This window comes from Bacillus sp. SIMBA_154 (assembly GCF_046536015.1).
In the GTDB taxonomy this organism is placed as follows: domain Bacteria; phylum Bacillota; class Bacilli; order Bacillales; family Bacillaceae; genus Bacillus; species Bacillus pumilus_P.
On the sequence record NZ_JAWJBV010000336.1, the window covers coordinates 1 to 265 of the forward strand.

1 protein-coding gene is annotated in these 265 nt (G+C 57.4%); it reads right to left on the reverse strand.

Annotated elements, in window-relative coordinates; translation table 11 throughout:
* Positions 1-265, reverse strand: a 265-nt coding sequence (locus R0K30_RS22280) for a dihydroxy-acid dehydratase domain-containing protein (RefSeq protein ID WP_410613057.1), incomplete at both ends; no start/stop codon positions are given.

Below are 265 nucleotides of genomic sequence, written 5' to 3' on the forward strand. Positions count from 1 at the left end.
GTGTCAGTGCCGACGCCCAGCTGCTTGCCTCGAAAGTATGCCGGTTCCTGCGGACCACCGGTCAACATGATCGTCGGAATGTCGGCACTGGCAGCTCCCATCAGCTGTTCTGGGACTGTCTTGTCACATCCTCCGAGCAGAACGATAGCGTCGAGCGGGTAGGCGCGTATCGACTCCTCAACATCCATTGCCATCAGATTGCGAAATTGCATGGCTGACGGTTTCATCAGGCTTTCGCCGAGGGAGATCGTCGGAAACTCCAGTG